At 64.8% G+C, this 15,636-nt stretch carries 15 protein-coding genes; 6 read left to right on the top strand and 9 right to left on the bottom strand.

The features are described 5' to 3' along the window. Nucleotides 1-6 precede the first annotated feature (6 nt). The 3 genes from KCN53_RS06040 to KCN53_RS06030 all read right to left on the bottom strand — a co-directional run bounded on the left by KCN53_RS06040 (nt 7) and on the right by KCN53_RS06030 (nt 4,944). Nucleotides 7-522, bottom strand: coding sequence for a MarR family winged helix-turn-helix transcriptional regulator (locus KCN53_RS06040; RefSeq protein WP_088710978.1), 516 nt, complete (start codon nt 520-522; stop codon nt 7-9). 171 nt (nt 523-693) lie between these two features. Next, nucleotides 694-2,007: a 2-oxoglutarate dehydrogenase complex dihydrolipoyllysine-residue succinyltransferase gene (odhB, locus tag KCN53_RS06035; protein WP_088710979.1), complete on the bottom strand. Its 1,314-nt coding sequence runs from the start codon at nt 2,005-2,007 to the stop codon at nt 694-696. A 27-nt stretch (nt 2,008-2,034) separates the two neighbouring features. Continuing rightward, nucleotides 2,035-4,944 carry a 2-oxoglutarate dehydrogenase E1 component gene (locus tag KCN53_RS06030; RefSeq protein ID WP_088710980.1) on the bottom strand — a complete coding sequence of 970 codons (2,910 nt, stop codon included), beginning with the start codon at nt 4,942-4,944 and terminating at the stop codon, nt 2,035-2,037. 254 nt (nt 4,945-5,198) lie between these two features. Here KCN53_RS06030 and KCN53_RS06025 point away from each other — a divergent pair, with 254 nt between their 5' ends. Next, nucleotides 5,199-5,870 carry an EF-hand domain-containing protein gene (locus KCN53_RS06025; protein WP_088710981.1) on the top strand — a complete coding sequence of 224 codons (672 nt, stop codon included), beginning with the start codon at nt 5,199-5,201 and terminating at the stop codon, nt 5,868-5,870. An 88-nt stretch (nt 5,871-5,958) separates the two neighbouring features. Here the strand turns inward: KCN53_RS06025 and sucD are convergent, their stop codons facing one another. From sucD to mdh, 4 genes are all read right to left on the bottom strand, one after another. Beyond that, nucleotides 5,959-6,834, bottom strand: coding sequence for a succinate--CoA ligase subunit alpha (sucD, locus tag KCN53_RS06020; protein WP_088710982.1), 876 nt, complete (start codon nt 6,832-6,834; stop codon nt 5,959-5,961). An 80-nt stretch (nt 6,835-6,914) separates the two neighbouring features. After that, nucleotides 6,915-8,111, bottom strand: coding sequence for an ADP-forming succinate--CoA ligase subunit beta (sucC, locus tag KCN53_RS06015; protein WP_088710983.1), 1,197 nt, complete (start codon nt 8,109-8,111; stop codon nt 6,915-6,917). A gap of 21 nt (nt 8,112-8,132) precedes the next feature. Further along, a complete protein-coding gene (locus KCN53_RS06010; RefSeq protein ID WP_088710984.1) occupies nt 8,133-8,552 on the bottom strand; it encodes a hypothetical protein in 420 nt (139 codons plus the stop codon). A gap of 84 nt (nt 8,553-8,636) precedes the next feature. After that, nucleotides 8,637-9,599 carry a malate dehydrogenase gene (mdh, locus tag KCN53_RS06005; RefSeq protein ID WP_088710985.1) on the bottom strand — a complete coding sequence of 321 codons (963 nt, stop codon included), beginning with the start codon at nt 9,597-9,599 and terminating at the stop codon, nt 8,637-8,639. Between the two features lie 194 nt (nt 9,600-9,793). On the opposite strand from mdh, the gene KCN53_RS06000 reads away from it, so the two are divergent. The 3 genes from KCN53_RS06000 (at nt 9,794) to KCN53_RS05990 (ending at nt 12,007) form a co-directional block, all read left to right on the top strand. Continuing rightward, complete coding sequence (locus tag KCN53_RS06000; protein ID WP_088710986.1) at nt 9,794-11,125, top strand: GntP family permease; 1,332 nt, start codon at nt 9,794-9,796, stop codon at nt 11,123-11,125. 150 nt (nt 11,126-11,275) lie between these two features. Then, a complete protein-coding gene (locus KCN53_RS05995) occupies nt 11,276-11,614 on the top strand; it encodes a hypothetical protein (protein ID WP_143712152.1) in 339 nt (112 codons plus the stop codon). A 45-nt stretch (nt 11,615-11,659) separates the two neighbouring features. Then, nucleotides 11,660-12,007, top strand: a complete 348-nt coding sequence (locus tag KCN53_RS05990) for a hypothetical protein (RefSeq protein WP_088710988.1) — start codon at nt 11,660-11,662, stop codon at nt 12,005-12,007. Between the two features lie 42 nt (nt 12,008-12,049). On the opposite strand, the gene zapE is transcribed toward KCN53_RS05990, so the two are convergent. Next, nucleotides 12,050-13,180: a cell division protein ZapE gene (gene zapE, locus KCN53_RS05985; protein ID WP_088710989.1), complete on the bottom strand. Its 1,131-nt coding sequence runs from the start codon at nt 13,178-13,180 to the stop codon at nt 12,050-12,052. Next, nucleotides 13,177-13,644, bottom strand: a complete 468-nt coding sequence (locus KCN53_RS05980) for a PaaI family thioesterase (RefSeq protein ID WP_088710990.1) — start codon at nt 13,642-13,644, stop codon at nt 13,177-13,179. The genes zapE and KCN53_RS05980 overlap by 4 nt, the downstream gene beginning before the upstream one ends. Nucleotides 13,645-13,800: 156 nt before the next feature. On the opposite strand from KCN53_RS05980, the gene KCN53_RS05975 reads away from it, so the two are divergent. Both KCN53_RS05975 and KCN53_RS05970 read left to right on the top strand, forming a co-directional pair. After that, nucleotides 13,801-15,162 carry a serine hydrolase domain-containing protein gene (locus KCN53_RS05975; protein ID WP_088710991.1) on the top strand — a complete coding sequence of 454 codons (1,362 nt, stop codon included), beginning with the start codon at nt 13,801-13,803 and terminating at the stop codon, nt 15,160-15,162. Continuing rightward, nucleotides 15,068-15,625: a disulfide bond formation protein B gene (locus tag KCN53_RS05970; RefSeq protein WP_317988411.1), complete on the top strand. Its 558-nt coding sequence runs from the start codon at nt 15,068-15,070 to the stop codon at nt 15,623-15,625. The genes KCN53_RS05975 and KCN53_RS05970 overlap by 95 nt, the downstream gene beginning before the upstream one ends. Nucleotides 15,626-15,636 lie beyond the last annotated feature (11 nt).

Genomic DNA, 15,636 nt, shown 5'->3' with positions numbered 1-15,636 from the left:
CAATCCTTATGACTGTGCTGCCGCTTCGGGGGTGGCAGCGGTCCTGTTGTCTGAAGATCTGAATGGCGCCGCAGAACTGATGCGCTTCTCGAACGATTTCGCGTCGAGAGCGCGAATGGCCTCTTCCACTGCGCCAATCAGCGGGGTCGCCAACTCCGCATCGAGCGCGGCGGTGGCGGCCGTGGTTGCCGCCCAGATTTCTTCCAGCGCAGGCAGTGCGGCCTCGGTCCGCGACGACAGGCTGATCAGCCGTTCGCGCCCGTCGTCGCCGGGTGTGCTCGTCACCAGCCCCTCTTTCAGCATCTTCGCGACTGTCTGGCTGGCTGCGGAATGCGTGATCCCGGCATCGGCGGCGACCGCGCCGATCGTGCAGGGCTGGTGCTTCAGCAATGCCCGGACCACGGGGGTGTAGCGCGGACGGTACCCGGGAGCCACGCGTGCGTAGATGGCTTCCAGATCGCCGTCGAGCAGGTCGATGAGGTGACGGAGCATCGTACCGAGTTTGAAGGAGGAGGCCGACATATTAGCGCTGTTATAATAGCGCTAATATTTCTGCAACTGCTGAAGCTCTCCAAATGCGCCGGGGCGCCAGAGATGCCTGTTGGGCGCTAACAGGGAGTAGCGGCTCTTCGCTGGATGCGGCCAAGGGCGGGCAGCCCGCGCCGCCCGCCGAACATGCTCCGATCCCGAACTTTACAGGTCGAGAACCAGCCGGGTCGGATCCTCGATGGCTTCCTTGACGCGAACGAGGAAGGTTACGGCTTCGCGTCCGTCGATCAGGCGGTGATCGTAACTGAGCGCCAGGTACATCATCGGCCGCACGACGATCTCGCCGTCGACCACGACGGGGCGCTCCTCGATCCGGTGCATTCCCAGAACGGCCGACTGCGGCGGATTGATGATCGGCGTCGACAGCAGAGATCCGAAAACGCCGCCGTTCGAGATGGTGAACGTGCCGCCCTGCAGCTCATCGAGCTTGAGCTCGCCGTCGCGGGCGCGCTTGCCGAAGTCGCCGATCTTCTTCTCGGTGTCGGCGAAGGTCAGCTTGTCCGCATTCTTCAGGATCGGGACAACCAGGCCGCCCGGCGACGACACGGCTATGCCGATATCGGCATAGTCGCGGTAGACGATCTCGTCGCCTTCGATGGACGCATTGACCGCCGGCACGTCCTTCAGCGCAAGCGAGCAGGCCTTGGTGAAGAAGGACATGAAGCCCAGCCGGACGCCGTGCTTCTTTTCGAACATGTCCTTATATTCGTTGCGAGCCTTCATCACCGCCGTCATGTCGACGTCGTTGAAGGTGGTCAGCATCGCCGCGGTATCCTGCGCTTCCTTCAGCCGCTTGGCGATGGTCTGGCGCAGGCGCGTCATCTTCTTGCGCTCTTCGTTGCGCGGATATCCGTCTTCGGACGTGCTGGACGACGTCCCGAGCGGCGTCGAACCGCCAGCGCCGGCAGGCGCGCTGTCGGCGATCTTCGTCTTCTTGTCGCCCGCACCCTCGGCGGCGCTCTTCTTCTTCGCAGAGCCCGACTTCACGGCGCGCTGCACATCTTCCTTCAGCAGGCGCCCGCCCTTGCCCGTGCCCTTGATCTCGTTCGGGTCGAGATGATGCTCTGCGAGCAGCTTCTTGACCGCGGGCGACAGCGGCATGTCCGTCGTGGCCCAGTCGTCCCCGCCGGCATCTTCGGCTTCTGCGAGGTCGTTTTCCTCGTCCTCATCGGGCTCGGGCTCGGCGGTCTTCGGGGCCGCGTCCTTGGCAGCCGCGGTACCGGCCTCGTCGATGCGGGCAATGACCGCCCCGACCTCGACGTCATCGCCCTCTTCGAAAAGCAGCTCGGCGATCACGCCGCTCGACGGCGCCGGGACTTCCACCGCGACCTTGTCGGTTTCCAGGCTGGCGATGATCTCGTCCGCCTCCACCGCGTCGCCTGGCTGCTTCAGCCATTCGCCGACAGTGGCTTCGGTGACGGATTCGCCGAGGGTGGGTACGACGACATCGGTAGGCATAGGGAGCTTCGTCCTTCTTGGGTCGGGTCAGGCGGTCAGCGCGTCTTCGACGAGCTGCTTCTGTTGCTTGGCGTGGCGCGGCGCAAGTCCGGTGGCGGGCGCCGCCGCCGGATCGCGGCCCGCATAGACCGGGCGGTCGGGTCCGACACCGGCGTCGCTGAGCGCGCGTTCGAGATAGGGCTGGACGAACAGCCAGGAGCCGTTGTTCTTCGGCTCCTCCTGTGCCCAGACCACGGTTTCAAGGTTCTTCATCCGCGACATGCGCAGCGTCAGCGGCTCCAGCGGGAAGGGATAAAGCTGCTCGATCCGCACGATCGAGGTGTCGTCGAGACCCTGTTCGTCACGCTGCTCGGCAAGATCGTAATAGACTTTGCCCGAACAGAGGATCAGGCGCTTCACCTTCTCGTCGGCAATCTCCGTCCGGTCCGACAGGATGCGCTTGAAGTGGCTGTCGCCCGACAATTCGGCGAGCGTCGAAACCGCAGCCTTGTGCCGCAGCAGCGACTTCGGCGTCATGATGACCAGCGGCTTCCTGAAGTCGCGGTGCATCTGCCGCCGCAGGATGTGGAAATAATTTTCGGGCGTCGTGCAGTTGGCGACCTGCATATTGTCGTTGGCACATAGCTGCAGGAAACGCTCGAGACGGGCGGAGGAATGCTCCGGACCCTGCCCCTCATAGCCGTGCGGCAGCAGCATCACGAGGCCGTTCGCCCGGTTCCACTTGGCTTCGCCGGACGCGATGAACTGGTCGATCATGATCTGCGCGCCGTTGGCGAAATCGCCGAACTGCGCTTCCCACATCACCAGGCTCTTCGGGTCGGTCAGCGCATAGCCATATTCGAACCCGAGCACGGCATATTCGCTCAGCGGGCTGTCGTAGACCTTGAACTTTCCGCCATCCAGCGTCTTCAGCGGCAGATATTTGTCGGCGGTTTCCTGGTCGACCCAGACGGCGTGGCGCTGGCTGAACGTGCCGCGGCCGGAATCCTGCCCCGACAGGCGCACGCCATAGCCTTCTTCCAACAGGGAGCCGAAAGCGAGCGACTCCGCCGTCGCCCAGTCGATTCCTTCGCCGCTCTCAACCGCCTCGATGCGCGCTTTCATCACGCGCTTCAGCGTCTTGTGCATGGAAAAACCGTTCGGGACGTCGGAGATCCTGTTCATGATCTCCTTCAGCTTGTCCTCGGGTACGCCCGTTTCGGCGGCACGCCGGTCGCCTTCCTCGCCGCCCGGCAGCCCCAGGCCCGCCCAGCGGCCCTCGAACCAGTCCATCTTGTTCGGCTTGTAGCCCGGCGCGGCGTCGAACTCGTCCGACAGCATCGCCTTGAACTCTTCGCCGCGGCTCTTGGCCCAGTCGGCGTCGACGACGCCCTCGTCCACCAGCCGGTCGGTGTACATCTTCGCGACAGAGGCCTTCTTCTTGATGGCCTTGTACATCAGCGGCTGGGTAAAGCTCGGCTCGTCGCCTTCATTGTGACCGAAGCGGCGATAGCACCACATGTCGATGACGACGTCGCGGTTGAACTTCACGCGATATTCGCAGGCCAGCTTCGTGGCGAAGGTGACCGCCTCGGGGTCGTCCCCGTTCACATGCAGGATCGGCGCCTGCACGATCTTCGCCATGTCGCTGGGATAGGGCGAGGAGCGCGCGAATTGCGGGCTCGTCGTGAAGCCGATCTGGTTGTTGATGATGAAGTGGATGCAGCCGCCGGTGGAATAGCCGTCGACGCCCATCAGGCCGAAACATTCCGCGACCACGCCCTGCATGGCAAAGGCGGCGTCGCCGTGCAGCAGCAACGGCATGACCTGATCGCGCGACGTGTCGCCGCGAAGCTGCTGCGCCGCGCGCACCTTGCCGAGAACGACGGGATCGACCGCTTCCAGATGGGATGGGTTCGGCGTCAGCGACAGGTGGACTTCATTTTCGTCGAAGGTGCGGTCGGTCGACGTGCCCAGGTGGTATTTCACATCGCCCGAACCGCCGACATCCTCGGGGCTGGACGATCCGCCGGCGAACTCGTGGAAGATCGCCTGGAACGGCTTCTGCATCACATTGGCAAGGACGTTCAGCCGGCCGCGATGCGACATGCCGATGACGATTTCCTTCACGCCGTCGGCGCCGCCATATTTGATGATCGATTCCAGCGCCGGAACCATCGCTTCGCCGCCGTCTAGGCCGAAGCGCTTCGTGCCGACATATTTGCGGCCGAGGAAGCTTTCGAACTCCTCGGCTTCGATCAGCTTGTTAAGGATGGCCCGCTTGCCGTTATCCGTGAAGTGGATTTCGTTTTCGCGGCCTTCGATGCGATCCTGGATGAAGCGGCGCTCCTCCAGGTCGTTGATGTGCATGTATTCGACGCCGACATGGCCGCAATAATTGCGCCTCAGGATCGGGACCAGCTCGGCAATGGTCGAGGCTTCGAGGCCCATGACGCCGCCCAGATGCACCACGCGGTGCTGATCGGCGCCCGTGAAGCCGTGATATTCGGGCGTCAGCTCTTCGGGCAGTTCCCGGTTGACGAGGCCGAGGGGGTCCAGCTCCGCCGCCAGATGGCCGCGCACCCGGTAGGTACGGATCAGCATCATCGCGCGCAGCGAATCCTCCGCCGCGCGGCGGACGTCTTCGCCCGTCACGCCCCGGCCCGGTTTCGGCTGCTCGGTGGCAACCGTGCCCGTCACCTTCGGCGGCGCGACCTTCTCGACCGACATCTGCGTGGGATCGAGCGCGGCCGTCAGATCGTCGGTGGCCGCGACCGGCCAGCCGTCGCGCTGCCACGACGGGCCGTTCGAATCGGCAACCCGCTCCAGCCCCTCGAAATAGCGCTGCCAGCTCGCGTCGACCGCTGACGGGTCGTCGGCATATTTGCGATAAAGCGCCTCGATGAACCCGGCGCCTACATTTTCAAGAGCTTCCGGCACTTCGCCTTCGAAACCCATGCGGCCATGTCTCCTGCTGCGTACCGGTCTTTATAGCACGCAAATAAGGCAGCCGGTCCGCCCCCTCCCAACGCGGGCGACCAAGATGGTTTCCAAATAACGGGGCGAGCGCGCGGTTCAACCGCCACATTTCCCCTTTTTTCCCTCAACTTTCTCAGGGCGAGCGCATGTCGGCGGCAGCGGAAAAACCGGTCCGGGCGGATACATCGACGGCGGCAGCCGTTGAGAAGGGAAAGACAACCGGAGGTAAATCTATGTTATTCAACAAGGCCTTATCGACCCGAACGCCCCTGTTCGCTGCCATTGCGTCCACCGTCGCCCTCGCGGCCTGCGGCAGCGGCGCCGACGAAGCGGATACGGTGCCCGACGATACGATCGGAATGGAAGACGAAAGCGGCATGGACACCGAAGACGCCATGCTGGGCAACGACCTCGACGGCGAAATGCAAGACGGCATGATGGCCGGCGAGGAAACCACCTACCTCGTCGATGAGACCGACGAAGACGAGGTGACCGTCGCGGAGGCACGTCCGTCTTCCGATCTGGAGGCGATGCGCGCGACGCCGATGACCGCTGAGCAGACCGAGCGCCGTTCCGAGATCGACACCGATGAAGTGTCGGCAGACACCTCGGCCGAAGTACGCGCCCGCAGCGAAGCCGGTGAGCCGCTCTATGATCCCGCGATGGACGGCGATGCGAGCTTTGCCAGCCTCGACCGCGACAATAACGGGCGTCTCTCGATTGCCGAATTTGCGGTCTACGACCTCGCCAACGTCAATCCGACGATGAAGGAAGGCGCCGACGACCAGACGCGTCCCTATGTGAGTACGGAAGCCATCAATATGGCGACCGACGACTTCGTCCGGCTCGACACCGACGGCGACTATTTCCTCAGTCGTGAGGAATTCCGCCCCGCCGGCGGCTAAGCGCCCGACCCGAACGCCAACGAATAAGGGCCGCCCCTTGCCGGGACGGCCCTTTTTTCATGCGCGCCGTTAGCGAGCGGCTGGGGGCTTAACCCTTCAGCACCTGCTCCAGCGTCGTGCCGAGCTCGGAGGGCGAGTCGGCTACGCGGATGCCGGCATCTTCCATCGCGGCGATCTTCGATTCCGCGCCGCCCTTGCCGCCGGAGACGATCGCCCCGGCATGACCCATGGTGCGGCCCTTCGGCGCGGTGCGGCCCGCGATGAAACCGACCATCGGCTTTTTCTTCGGGTGGCTCTTCAGGAATTCGGCGGCCTCTTCCTCGGCGCTGCCGCCGATTTCGCCGATCATGATGATCGATTCGGTCTCGTCGTCCTCGAGGAACAGCTCCAGCACGTCGATGAAGTTCGTCCCGTTCACCGGATCGCCGCCGATGCCGACGGCGGTCGTCTGGCCAAGGCCGACGTCGGAGGTCTGCTTCACCGCTTCATAGGTCAGCGTCCCCGAGCGCGAGACGACGCCGACCGACCCGTCCTTGAAGATGGAGCCGGGCATGATACCGATCTTGCACTCGCCCGGCGTCAGAACGCCCGGACAGTTGGGGCCGATCAGGCGCGACTTCGAACCGCACAGCGCGCGCTTCACCTTCACCATGTCGAGCACCGGAATGCCCTCGGTGATGCAGATGATCAGCGGCACTTCGGCCTCGATCGCTTCCATGATGGAATCGGCCGCGAAGGGCGGCGGCACATAGACGACGGACGCGTCTGCCTGCGTTTCCTTCATGGCCTCGCTCATGGTGGAGAAGACCGGCAGGCCCAGATGTTCCTGCCCGCCTTTGCCCGGCACCACGCCGCCGACCATCTTGGTGCCGTATTCCAGCGCCGCTTCGGTATGGAAGGTGGCCGTGTTGCCGGTCAGGCCCTGGCACAGCACCTTCGTATTCTTGTCGATCAGGATGCTCATCGTTCGTCCTGTTCCCTCTAAGGTGATCCGGGCTCCGCGCCGGGATCAATTCATGTCATTCGGTTGGCGGGGAAAGGCGCTCAGGCCTTTTTCACCTCGGCAACGATCTTCTTCGCGGCGTCGCCCAGACTGTCGGCGGACACGATGGGAAGGCCGGAGGTCTCCAGGATCTCCTTTCCCTTCTCCACATTCGTGCCTTCCAGGCGTACGACCAGCGGCACCGACAGGCTGACTTCCTTCGCCGCGGCGACGATGCCGTCGGCGATGATGTCGCAGCGCATGATCCCGCCGAAGATGTTCACCAGGATGCCTTCGACCGCCGGGTCGGACAGGATGATCTTGAACGCCGCGGTCACCTTCTCCTTGGTGGCGCCGCCGCCGACGTCGAGGAAATTGGCCGGCTCGGCGCCGTTCAGTTTGATGATGTCCATCGTCGCCATGGCGAGGCCTGCGCCGTTCACCATGCAACCGATATTGCCGTCCAGCTTGACGTAGGCGAGGTCGTATTTACCGGCTTCCAGCTCGGCTTCGGCCTCTTCGCTTTCGTCCTGCAGCTCGGCGATGTCCGGGTGGCGATACAGCGCATTCCCGTCGAAGCCCATCTTCGCATCGAGGACGAGCAGGTCGCCGTCACCGGTTTCGACCAGCGGGTTCACTTCCAGCAGCGCCGCGTCGGTGGCCAGGAACGCCTCATAGAGGGTCTTGCCCAGCTTCGCGGCCTTCTTCGCCGTATCGCCCGACAGGTCGAGCGCCGCCGCGACTGCACGGCCGTGGTGCGGCTGGTAGCCGGTGGCCGGATCGACCGTGATGGTGTGGATCTTCTCGGGCGTCGACGCGGCGACTTCCTCGATGTCCATGCCGCCTTCGGTCGATACGACGAAGGCCGGCATGCCGCTGGCGCGATCGACCAGCAGCGACAGATAATATTCCTTCGCGATGTCGGCGCCGTCCTCGATGTACAGGCGGTTCACCTGCTTGCCCTCGGGGCCGGTCTGGTGCGTGACGAGCACGCGGCCGAGCATCTCCTCGGCGTTCGACTTCACCTCGTCGACCGACTTCACGACGCGCACGCCGCCCGCCGCGTCGGCACCCAGGCCTTCGAACTTGCCTTTGCCGCGGCCGCCGGCGTGGATCTGCGACTTCACCACATAGACCGGCCCGGGAAGCTTCTTGGCTGCCTCGACGGCCTCGTCGGCGGTGAAGGCGGGATAGCCGTCCGAAATCGGCGCCCCATGCTTGGCGAGCAGCTGCTTCGCCTGATATTCGTGAATGTTCATATAGTTGCGATCCTCACAGCCTCAATTTTCCGCAGTCTTAAATTCAAGTCCTTCGACGAGAAGCCAGCCGAGGAAGTTCTGAGCTTCCTTGCCTTTATCGGTCGAGGTCAGCTTCACCTGGGCCTCGTCACAGGGCCGTCCCATCATCTTATCCGGGTCCGTCACCCGCTCGGCGTCCAGCAGCCCCGCATCCACCAGGCGACGAAAATACGAGAAGCGTTCGCTCTCGCTCTCATACTGGTTGGCGCAAAGAAGCTGCGTCTTGCCGGCTTCGAGAAGAAGCCGCAGCCGCTCCTGCGATGACAGCGAGAACAGGACGTCGGCAACGGAGGAAGAAATCGGGAAGCTCTCGGCAGCATCGGTACGGAACACGATCTGGGCCCCGTTCCCATAGTCGGCGATGCCGCCGTCTGCAGCCGCGTCGCTCGAGCAGCCGGGCATGGCTACGGCCGCCCCGAGCGCGAAAAGAATGCAGAGAGTCCTGATCTTGTCCTCCGATACCAGTGACGAAGCCCGGGCCGCCGATCAGCCCAGCGAGCCGTCCAGCTTCTTGCAGGCGTCCATCAGTTCCTTCACGGCGTCGACACTCACGCCGAAATTCTTCTTCGCCTCGTCGCCCAGATCGATCTCGACGATCTTCTCGACGCCGTTCTGGCCAATGACGATAGGCACGCCGACATACATGCCGCTTTCGCCATACTCACCCGACAGCCAGGCGGCGGCGGGAAGCAGGCGGCGCTTGTCCTTCAGATAGCTGTCCGCCATCGCGATCGCCGAGCTGGCCGGCGCATAATAGGCGCTGCCATTGCCCAGCAGGCCGACGATCTCGCCGCCGCCCTTGCGCGTGCGGTCGACGATCGCGTCCATCTTCTCCTGTGTCGACCAGCCCATCTTGATCAGGTCGGGAACCGGAATGCCCGCGACGGTCGAATATTCCAAGACCGGGACCATCGTGTCGCCATGCCCGCCGAGGACGAAGGCGGTGACGTCCTCGACCGACACGTTGAACTCCTGCGCCAGGAACAGGCGGAAGCGCGCGGAATCGAGCACGCCCGCCATGCCGACGACCTTCTCGTGCGGCAGGCCGGAAAATTCGCGCAGGGCCCAGACCATCGCGTCGAGCGGGTTGGTGATGCAGATGACAAAGGCGTCGGGGGCATGCGTCTTGATGCCCTCGCCGACCGCCTTCATGACCTTCAGGTTGATCTCGAGCAGGTCGTCGCGGCTCATGCCCGGCTTGCGCGGCACACCCGCCGTGACGATGCAGACGTCGGCGCCGGCGATGTCGGCATAATCGTCGGTGCCCTTCAGGTCGGAATCGAAGCCTTCGACGGTGCCCGACTGCATCAGGTCGAGCGACTTGCCCTTGGCAGGATCGGCGGCGATGTCGAACAGGACCGCGTCTCCCAGTTCCTTGAGGCCTACGAGGTGGGCGAGCGTGCCGCCGATCATGCCTGCACCGATGAGAGCGATCTTGTTGCGTGCCATATGCGTTCGTCGAATCCTTCTTGGCTTGGAGGCTTTGCCGCGGGCGATAGCGGGCGGCAGGAGTCGGGGCAAGCGGGCGGGCACTGCAAACGGGCCGCCCCCCGCAAATTCGCGGGTTCGAGACGTGCCGCGCTCGCGCCTGCCGCTTCGCCGGGTCTTCCCCTCGCCCGGCCGCTGTGTCACCCAGCGCCGCCATGAGCGGACAGATTGCCGATATCGTCTCCTGGGCCGGCCTGATCGGCGGGCTGGGCCTCCTCATCCTGCTGACTGTGCGCGGCGTGAACATTCTCATTGCGGGGCCGGTCGCCGCGCTGCTCGTCGCCGTCACCGCGGGCCTGCCGCTGCTCCCGCCCTTCGCCGCGCCCGACGCCGCCGACTTCGCCACCAGCTACATGGCCGGCTTCACCAGCTTTTTCGGCGACTGGTTCTTCATGTTCCTGCTCGGCGCGATCTTCGGGGAGGTGATGGCCGCCTCCGGCGCCGCGGCGTCGGTCGCGCACTGGATCACCGCCCGGCTCGGCAGCCGCTTCGCGCTCCTCGCGACGGTGCTGGCCTGCGCCGTCCTCACCTATGGCGGGGTCAGCGTCTTCATCGTCGCCTTTTCCGTCTATTCGCTGGCGGTCGGCCTGTTCCGGGAGGCGAACCTGCCGCGCCGCTTCATTCCCGGCGCGCTCGCCTTCGGCTCCGTGACGTTCACCATGACGAGCGCGGGCAGCCCGGAAATCCAGAACCTCATTCCGATGCAGTATCTCGGCACCACCGCCTATGCCGCCTGGGAGGTCAGCCTCGTCGTTGCCGTCCTGATGGCCGGACTCGGCTATGCCTGGCTCAGCCATATGGTGCGCCGGGCCGTTGCCGCCGGTGAGCGGTTCGAGGCGCGGGCGAGCGACGACGCCCGCGCCGACACCGCGGCGCTGCCGAACCCGCTCCTCTCGATCCTGCCGCTGGTCGCCGTCCTGGGGGTGTTCCTGGTAACGCAGGACATGGGGAAATGGGCGCTGATCGCGGCGCTCGGTAGCGGGCTCCTCGCCGGCGTTCTCGTCGGCTGGCCCTTCCTGCGCGACATGCCGGCCGCCTTCTCCGCCGGGGCCACGGGCGCGGTCGTCGCCATCACCAATACCTGCGCCGTGGTCGGCTTCGGGTCGGTGGCGAAGCTGACCCCCGCCTTCATGCAGGCGCTCGAGATGGTTCAGACCATTCCGGGATCGCCGCTGATCGGCGCGGCCATCGCGGTCACGGTGATCGCGGGGCTGACCGGGTCGGCAAGCGGCGGGCAGACCATCGCCCTGCCGCTGATTTCGCCCTTCTATCTCGATGCCGGCGCCAACCCGGCAGAGCTGCACCGCACGGTGGCAATCGCGTCCGGCGCGCTCGATAGCCTGCCGCACAACGGCTATGTCGTGACGACCATCCGCGCCGTCTGCGGAGAAACGCATGCAAGGGCTTACGGCGCGGTAGGCGCCACGACGGTCGTCGTTCCCATCATCGGCCTTTGCCTCGCCCTCGCGCTCTTCACTATCTTCTGACCGCCACTCCCCCCGGCAGAGCTTCGGCATAGTCGACACCGCAGTCTGGCAAAGCAACGCGGCACCAATCACTTAGCCCGCCACTCCCGCACTTCTTGGAACCCGAAGCGTCGGCTGTCCGTTGATGGGACAGTATTAGGAGTAGTTGTAATGCGTACTTTGCTTGCTCTTGGCGCCGCGTCTTTGGCACTCTCTTTTGCTCCGGCTGCGGCTCTCGCGGCACCGCCTGCTCACGCGCAGGCCAAGCAGGTGCCGCCGGGCCTCGCTAAGAAGGGCGGACTACCGCCCGGGCAGGCAAAGAAAATCTACGGTGTCGGGGAGCGTCTGCCGACCTCCTTCGACTACCGCATCGTCGAGCCGTCGCTCTACGACCGCTACGATCTGCGCGAGCGTGACGGCTATGTGTACGGCTATTCGGACGGCCGCGCATATCTGATCGACCCCGAAACACGCCTTGTGGCGGACGTTGTCAGGGTCCTGATCGACTGACGGATCATATCGAAATGGGCGCCCCGCCCGGAAAGGCATTCCCGAATGCGTAATATCCTGATCGCAGTTGCTACCACGCTCGCCTTGGGCGCGGCCGGTTCGGCCGCTGCGCAGGAGGGTGCCGCCGATGCGAACATCACCGACACGAACGCCGAAGATAAGAACGCCGAAGGCATGGGTGGTCCCTTCATTCCCAGCGCCACCGATGCGTTTCAGATCGGCGACGTGCTGCCAGATACCGGCGACTTCGCCTATCTCGATCCGGAAGGGTATGAGTCGCTCCCCGATCGCGACGGCAAGCTCTACGCCTATCTGGGCGGCTTCGCCTACCTTCTCGATCCCCGGACGCGTACCGTCATCGACGTCTACGTCGTGGATACCGCCGAGCGCTGAGGTTGCGCGTTCCTGTTCCGGGGGGCCTAAGGCTCGTCCCCCCTATGTCTCCGCGGCCTCGTCGAGGCCGTGACCGGCAGCCATATAGTCCGCGGACTTCATTTCCATCAGGCGGCTGACCGTGCGCTTGAATTCGAAGCTGCCGTCGCCGGCCGGGTAGAGATTTTCCGGTTCGGCATCGGCGCTCATCAGCAGCTTCACGCGGTAATTGTACAGCGCATCGACCAGCTGGACGAAGCGCGCGGCTTCGTTGCGCATGTCCGGCCCCATGACCGGAACGCCGACCAGAATCACCGTGTGAAAGCTTTGCGCCACGGCGATATAGTCGGCGCTTCCCCTGGCCTCCCCGCACAGCCTTTTGAACGAGAACACGCCGACGCCCTTCAGCGCCTTCGGGACGTGCAGCGTACGTCCGCCGCCGACTTCGATATCGCAGCCGCCGACATGCGCCCGGTCCTCGGGCGGATAGTCGGTCAGGCGAAAGAACGCTTCCGACAGGGCTTCGGTCGCCGCTTCGCCGTTCGGCACATAATAGGTCTGCATCCCGGCCAGTCGTTCCAGCCGGTAGTCTGTCGGCCCGTTCAGGCAGACAATGTCCAGCCGCGCTTCCAGAAGGTCGATGAACGGCAGGAACAGCTGCCGGTTGAGCCCATCCTTGTAGAGGTCCTTCGGGGGCCTGTTGGATGTCGCAACGACCGTCACGCCCGCCTCGAACAGAGCCGTGAACAGGCGCGACAGGATCATGGCGTCGACCACGTTCGTGACCTGCATCTCGTCGAAACAGAGCAGCCGCGCCTCGCCCGCCACCTTCTCGATGACCGCGCTCATGGCGTCCTGGCCCTCGCCGCGCGCCGTCTTCATGGCCGCATGCGCCTCGAGCATGAAGGCGGCGAAATGAACCCGCCGTTTCCGCTCGATATCGGCCTCGGCAAAGAACAGGTCCATCAGCATGGACTTCCCGCGCCCGACCTCGCCCCACATATAGATGCCGCGCGGAACCTTGGCGGCAGACCCGCCGCCGAACAGCCGCTTCATCAGGCCGGGCGTTTCATGCCCCGCCTCCAGCTCGCCTTCCAGCTCGTCGAGCCGGACGGCCGCGCCTTCCTGGTCCGGGTCCGGACGCAGTTCGCCGGCCTCTACCAGCGCCTTGTAGGCCGACAGCGTCCCCGTCACTTGCGCGGGAATTTTCTCAGAACGCCGGAAAAGGCACAGATCAGGTTATCGGGCTGATAGAGTTCGCCGCGAATGAAGATGGTCTTGCCGGTTTCCTTGACGATCTCGCCGCTTCCATCGAGCGGCGTACCGACCTTGCCCCCGCCGACGAATTCGGTGTTGCAGGTCAGCGTCACGGCAGAATGCTCGCGCAGCGAGGGCATGGCGACGGCGAACAGCACCTGGTCGATGAATGCCATCAGGAAGCCGCCGTGCAGATAGTCCTGCCAGTTCGCATGGCGCTGCTCGGTCGGGATGCGGCAAACCACCTTTCCCTCGCCGATCCCGCCGCCGTCCCACTTGAACCAGGAAGGGCCGATCAGGTCGGAAAATCGGTTGTAGTTTTCGGCGTGCCAGCGCGTCCAGCCTTCGAACGGGCCTTCGGTTTCGACAAGCGTTCGCCGCTTCGTGCGCTCAGTTGACATGTTGCGGGACGGATAGACACGCGGCCCTTTCTGTCAACCGACGCTGGCGTAAGCCCTGCCGATAAGGGTAAGGATATCCTATCCGGTCGGAGTCCCGGGGATGCCGCACGCGTCGTCTTGCGACACAGCGCCGAAACATTGGGGGAGGTTTGGATCATGACGAAATTCTCGAAGGCCTTGAGGCTGATTTCCGCCGCGCCCGTCGCAGCCCTGCTGCTTGCCGGCTGCGCCCAGACCGGGGCACCGACGTCTACGGCCTCCGCCCCCGCCCCTACCGCTGAGCCAGCGCAGGCGCAGGCGCCCGAACTCGACCAGCTCTCCGCCCTGGCAGCGCGTTACGTCGCTGAGGGGAAGGTCGCCAATATGGTGATCGGTGTTTCCCTCCCCGGCGGCGAAACGCGTTACGTCAGCAGCGGGACGCTCGCGCTGGGCGGCGACCAGGCGGCCGACGAGCAGAGCCTCTACCGCGTCTACTCCATGACGAAGCCGATCATCGGCCTGGCGACCGCCATGCTGATCGACGAGGGCAAGCTGCAGCTCGACCAGCCGCTCAGCGACATCTACCCGGCCTTCGCCGATGTCAGGGTACTGGCCGATCCTGATACGCCGGGCGAGACGGTCGCGCTCGCATCGCCGATCACGATCCGTCATCTGGTCACGCATACGTCCGGCTTCGGCTATTCCATCGTACCGAGCGGGATTTCCCAGCAATATAGCGACGCCGGCATCGTGCCCGGGCTGCGCCGTCCCAATCCGCTGATGCCGTCGGGCGAGCAGCCCCAATCCCTCGATGCCTTCATGGAGCGCCTCTCCGGCCTTCCCCTTCGGCACCAGCCTGGGACGGACTGGAGCTATTCCATCGGCCTCGACGTGATGGGCGCGGTCATTCAGAAGGTCTCCGGCATGCCGCTCGAAACCTTCCTGCAGCAGCGCATCTTCGGCCCGCTCGGTATGGACGATACCGCGTTCACCGTGGCCCAGGACGATCTCGACCGGCTGACCACCAACTATTTCCTGATGAACGGGTCGATGGTTCCCGTCGATACGCCCGCCGACAGCGAATATGCGACGCCCGCGCCCTTCCCGGCAGGCGGCGCCGGTCTCGTCTCGACGACGGAGGACTATCTGCGCTTCATGACCGCCATGGCGAATGGCGGCATGATCGAGGGCCGGCAGGCGGTTCCCGCCGACGCGGTTGCGCTCGCCACGTCGAACATCCTGCCCGACAGCGCGACCTTCACCCTGTCATCTGCCGGCGGGATCAACGAGGCGGGTAGCGCGCAGGGCTACGGCGCGGGCGGCTATGTCATTACCGGCAGCGCCGGTGCGCTTCCTGACGGCGCTTATGGCTGGGGCGGCGCGGCGGGAACGCTGGCGAGCGCCTTTCCGCTGCAGGGTGTCGGTCTGGTGATGATGACGCAATATATGCCGTCCGGCACCTACCAGATCGCACCCGAACTGCAGCAGGCCGTCGCAGCGGACCTTTCTGCCCTCATGGGGAGCGACAGCGATAACTAACCGCGCACATCTCCTGCTGCTGATCGGGCCGACGCTCCTTCTGGGCGGCGCGCTCATCAGCCAGCACGTCTTCGGCCTCTACCCTTGCGAGATGTGCGTCTGGCAGCGCTGGCCGCATGCCATCGCGCTGCTCTTGGCAACGCTTGCCTTCATGCTCGCGCAGGGGCTGCGCTGGCCCGTCCTCGTCCTGTCCGCGCTGTTCGTCCTTGCCAGCGGGGTCATCGGCGTCTTCCACGCAGGGGTCGAATATGGCTGGTGGGACTCGCCCCTTGGCTGCACCGCGGTCGAGATCGGCGGCAGCGGCGATTTCCTGCGCGACATCGCCGCGGCTCCGCTGGTGCGCTGCGACGTCGCGGCCTGGGACCTGTTCGGCATCTCGCTCGCTGGCTACAACGCCATCTTCTCGTTCCTGATTGCCGGAGTTTCCCTATGGTGGATGCGAACACGCGGCCTGAGCCGCTAGCCGACGCCGAT

This window comes from Pacificimonas aurantium (assembly GCF_020092905.1).
In the GTDB taxonomy this organism is placed as follows: Bacteria; Pseudomonadota; Alphaproteobacteria; order Sphingomonadales; family Sphingomonadaceae; genus Pacificimonas; species Pacificimonas aurantium.
The sequence above is the reverse complement of the archived record's forward strand: the minus strand, read 5'-3'. Positions and strand labels throughout refer to the sequence as shown.